We start from the raw sequence: 4370 nt of genomic DNA on the forward strand, positions 1-4370 counted from the left end.
CGCGCCGTTTTCGGTTAGCCGTTCGGCTGGCCGGGCTGGGGTGGCCCGATCCGGTATGGCCGCATCATCTCGTTGTCCTCGTGCTCGACAATATGGCAGTGCCAGACGAACTGCCCGGCGTTGGTGAACTTCATCCGGAGCCTGGTCACCTGGCCCGGGTAGGCGACGACGGTGTCCTTCCACCCGTTTTCCCAGGGCTCCGGCGGGGTCGGCGCCGAGCCGGCGTCCACCTGGACGGTTCCGGTCGCCTCGTCCACGGCGATCGCCTGCCGGTTGACGACTTGGAAGGCCACCTCGTGGAGGTGCATCGGGTGGGCGTCGGCGGTGGCGTTGTAGTACTCCCAGACCTCGGTGGCGCCGACCGCGGGGTTCTCGGTGACGGCGTCCATCCACCCCATCGCCTCGGTGGCTGCCGCTGCCGTGTTCGGATCGCCCGTGACGGTGCCCAGCCGTGCCTCGACCGGCGAATCGGGGAAGAAGCCCGACGCCTTCTCCAGCAGGGCCAGCGGCCGGGTCGTGCCGCCGGTGAGCCAGGTGATGGCGGGGAGGACTAGGAACTGCGACGGCGTGGTCGGGTCGGGCGCCACCGCGGGCACCACCCGGAACTCCATCACCTGGCCGGTGCTGGCCGGATCCGCGACCATGAAGTCAACGCCCGGAACCCCGCCGCCGAACGGCTCGTCCGGGCCCACGTTGCCCAGGACGTGGTTGCCCACCGGCACGTCGGTGAAGTCGACGATCAGGTCCGCGCGCTCCGCCAGTCCCATCAGCAGCCGGTTGCCGTTGGTGCCGGTGAGGTTCACCGGCGCGGCCAGGAAGCCGCCCTCGTTGCCGATCTGCCAGACCTCCACTCCCGGGATGTCGCCGAAGTCGAGGATCAGGAAGCGCGACTGGCACCCGTTTAGGAACCGCAGGCGGTAACGTCGCTGCTCGACGGTCTGGAACGGCCAGGTGTTGCCGTTGGCCATGATCATGTTGCCGAAGAACTCCGGGTTCCAGATCGGCGACACGTCGGTCTCGGGGATGTACGGCCCGGTGATGCCGTCGAAGAACGCCCGCGTGTCCGGGTAGAACAGCGAGCCGTCGGCATTGAACGACCGGTCCTGGACCGCGATCGGGATCTCGTAGTAGGTCTTGTTGGGAGGGAACATGTCCCCCTCACCGGGCGCGGGACCGGGGAGCACGGCCGTGGTGCCAGAGCGGCTGTCGCGGATGGCCTTGTCCCCCTCAGGGCCGCCACGGACCAGGAAGAAGCCCGCCGGGCCGGCGTACACGTTGAGACGAGTCATGCCGAGCGCGTGGTCGTGGTACCACAGCGTCGACTCGCGCTGGTCGTTGGGGTACTGGAAGATCGCGAACCCCGGACCCCAGGTGACGCCGAATTTCGACGCCGCCTTGCCCCCGAAAAAGCCGTACCAGCTGCCCTCGGTCGCGTAGCCGGCGGGGATGTTGCCCGCGGCCGGCAGGTACCACGCCTCGGCGTAGCCGTCGCTCTCGTCACCGACCCCGGCCGCGCCGTGCAGGTGCGTCACGATCGGCACCGGGCCGGTGTAGGGGGCGGGCGTGGAGGTGAACGTCGGCCGCGTGTCGCGTTCGGCCGTGCCGCCGGGCGGGTTGGCCCAGTGCAGCGTCTGATCCACGGGGAGCAGGTGCGGCAGGTAGTTGCCGCCTGTGTCCACCAGCTCGTTGATCCACTTGATGCGCACCGGCCGCTTCCACGTCGTCTCGATCGTGAGCGAGGGCGCGTGGTGGAGCAGGAGCCCTCTGCGGCTCGCCGACTTAACGGCTCCGTAGCCCCACACGGTTGTGGTGGGCAGGCCCGCAGGCAGGATCTGCTGGGAGAGTTGCCGTATCGAGATCTCGTAGTAGTCGGCCGGCTTGCCGCCCGGCATCGTGATCGTCCCCGCCCGAGGCATGACCGGGGGGATAAGCATCGCGGTTTGGAACTTCGGCACGTCGGCCGGGTCGAGCGTACCGCCCGGGATCTCGGCCATGGCCCGCTCTGTCCAGCCGGCCTGCGTGGCGACATACCAGGCGACCGTTGACGCGCCGGTGAGCTTGAGGAAACTCCGTCTCGTGAGCATGCTCCACACCCCCAATAGGGCGCCATCCTCGTTCCGGCGAAGACTCGCTCCACGATGGCCGGAAAGCGTGAGGAAGGCTGAAGTAGCGTAGGTCCATCCCGTCCCAGCTCGCCTGTCCGAGGCCCAGGGAGTCACGGCACGGCGGGCCCGTGATCACCGTGGCATTGTTGCTGTCGTCGTTCGACGGTGGCGACGCCGAAGCCGAAGTACCGTATCCCAGCGCCTCGGCGACGAACGACCCGCCGCGGGACGGTGCGCCAAGCGTGCCACGCACGCGTGCGGCCGCGGCGACGCCTGGCCTGGGCGCCTCCGCGCCGTTGATTTGGGCGTCCGCGCGAGCAGCCACGGCTGCTTCGATCCTGGCCGCCTGCTCCGGCCCGATCAGGCCGTCCGCAACCCAACTACCCAACTGCTCATGCATCCGCGGGACCATCATCGCGTCCGTGAGCTTGCGTGCTTGACAACGGCACCGCGGGCAGGGAACGGCGTCACGCACCCGCCTTCCGGCCATCGGACCCGGCACGGCGGCGACCCGTCCGAGTGCTCGACCCCGACCACTTCACCCTCACGGGTCGGATGGTCCAGGTGCCGGTCACAGACAACGATGTGGTCGCCGACATCAGCCTTCATGTCGCCACCTCCGTACCTACACCGCGAGCGTCCCAGCCCGATCCGAAGCCCGCCATGGACCAATGGCACGGGCCCGACGGCCATTAGCCCTATCGCCCCGACCGCGAGCCAAACGGACACTCCTCGTCAGCGACGGGATGATCACGGGAAGCGGCACAGGGCTCCGATGCGTTGCGCTGGGCGTCGGGCTCGACCGGGCGAGCACCAGGACATCGGCAGCAGTGAGCGGCGCGCGCAGGGCGACGTCTGTGCGCCTACCCGCACCGTGGCGCGCCCGGCCGCTTTGATCGGCTCGCGGCGATCGCACACCGCGGCGGCCCCGGCCGTACCACGCGGTCGGGGTGATCCGCGCGGTCATCAGTTACCAGCAGCGTTCGCACCTGCCCCGCGGGCCAGCGTGTCGAGGATGACGTGGCTGGTTCCACGGCCCGTCCGTTGCGATGGCGCTGCTCGGCGAACTCGGCCAGAGGCCGCCGGCTCTGCACGGCGGTCGCGCCCGGCGTTCCTCCTCGAGGGGTCAGCCCGGTGCCCGGCCGAGCCGTCTGAGCTGCGCCCGCCCGGGCACCTGCCGGACGAGCACCCGGTTGCGCACTCCGGTCGGCAAGCCAGACCGAAGGTTCCTGTTCCGTGGCGGAACGTGGCGAGCGCGGTCGCCTCCGCGTGGAAGCGGGCGCTTGTCGGGGTCGTGGGTGCCTTCCGGCCCTATCACGTCGCCCGTCTGACGAGGCACGGTACATGTGGCAAGACCAGGGCGTCTGTTGTCCCCTCGGGTTCAGCGCTGACCAAACGGCGGGCGTGGGCAGGAACCCGCTCGCCGGGCAGGTTCGACTCCGGGCAGGGGCGCGCGGCCGGCGCACGGCCGGGAGATCTTTCCCCCGGCCGTGGGCCCGCGGACGCCGCGATCCTCCCGCGGTCGGGCGGCGCAGAGTCTTTGCGGTCCGGAGAACTCAGTGGTAGCGGGCGTCGTCGATGGTGTAGCGGATGAACTGCCCCTCGGCCGCCCATCGGTCACTCCCATAGAACCAGCCGGCCGTGACGGTGCGCGGGATCGTGAACCCGGCGAAGCTCGCTTCGCCGTGCAGTGTGGCGCCGAAGACCTGCTCGGCGAACGGGACCCGGCCGGGCTTGCCCCAACGGGACATGACAACCTCGCTCAGCGCGCCATCGGGCGCCACGGTCAGCGTCACCTCGTGCAGTCCCTTTGCGGCAGCGCCGAGCCGTACGCGGGCGGTCGCACGGTCGTCGCCTACCGCCCGCCAACCGACCTGCGGGCTCAGCGCGGCGGCCGGCACCGCCAGCAGCAGTTCGCCGGCGTGCCGACCCGCGGTACTGCGGGTGATGTCCGGACCACGGGCAGCCAGCACCGGTACGGCGCCAAGCAACCGCCAGCGCATCTGACCTGAGCCGCGGGTGTACCGGTCGAAGCCGATCACCGGCAGCCCGAACAGCCGGGCGGTGGCGGCCCACACGAACCACCGGCCGCGGACAGGTGTTGGGTGGCGGTAAATGACCGCCACCCGCCGAGTCGGATCTGCCCATGCATGATCAGCTCGACCGAGGTCAGCAGCGGAACGCCGGCTGCGATGGCATGGCTGAGCCACCGCCGCGCCGGCTCCGGCAACCCGGCGGCACGCGCAGGATCGAACAAGGCCGGCG

Annotated in this window: 4 protein-coding genes; all 4 read right to left on the reverse strand. The window is 70.3% G+C overall.

The features are described from left to right. Window positions 1–14: 14 nt before the first annotated feature. Complete coding sequence (locus VGR06_RS22745) at window positions 15–2084, reverse strand: multicopper oxidase (RefSeq protein WP_327561127.1); 2070 nt, start codon at window positions 2082–2084, stop codon at window positions 15–17. 432 nt (window positions 2085–2516) lie between these two features. Beyond that, window positions 2517–2798 carry a DUF1918 domain-containing protein gene (locus VGR06_RS43970; RefSeq protein WP_414637312.1) on the reverse strand — a complete coding sequence of 94 codons (282 nt, stop codon included), beginning with the start codon at window positions 2796–2798 and terminating at the stop codon, window positions 2517–2519. 863 nt (window positions 2799–3661) lie between these two features. After that, window positions 3662–4231 (reverse strand): DUF6544 family protein, encoded by a 570-nt coding sequence (locus VGR06_RS22750; RefSeq protein WP_327561128.1) that lies wholly within the window; start codon window positions 4229–4231, stop codon window positions 3662–3664. Continuing rightward, window positions 4144–4362 (reverse strand): DUF6544 family protein, encoded by a 219-nt coding sequence (locus tag VGR06_RS43975; protein WP_414637313.1) that lies wholly within the window; start codon window positions 4360–4362, stop codon window positions 4144–4146. The genes VGR06_RS22750 and VGR06_RS43975 overlap by 88 nt, the downstream gene beginning before the upstream one ends. Window positions 4363–4370 lie beyond the last annotated feature (8 nt).

The organism is Actinophytocola sp. (assembly GCF_036002505.1).
Taxonomy (GTDB): Bacteria; Actinomycetota; Actinomycetes; order Mycobacteriales; family Pseudonocardiaceae; genus DASYTH01.

Bases quoted from the DNA above. Each gene is read 5' to 3' on its own strand.
- VGR06_RS22745 (WP_327561127.1), bottom strand. From the start codon at position 2,084: ATGCTCACGAGACGGAGTTTCCTCAAGCTCACCGGCGCGTCAACGGTC.
- VGR06_RS43970 (WP_414637312.1), bottom strand. From the start codon at position 2,798: ATGGCCGTCGGGCCCGTGCCATTGGTCCATGGCGGGCTTCGGATCGGG.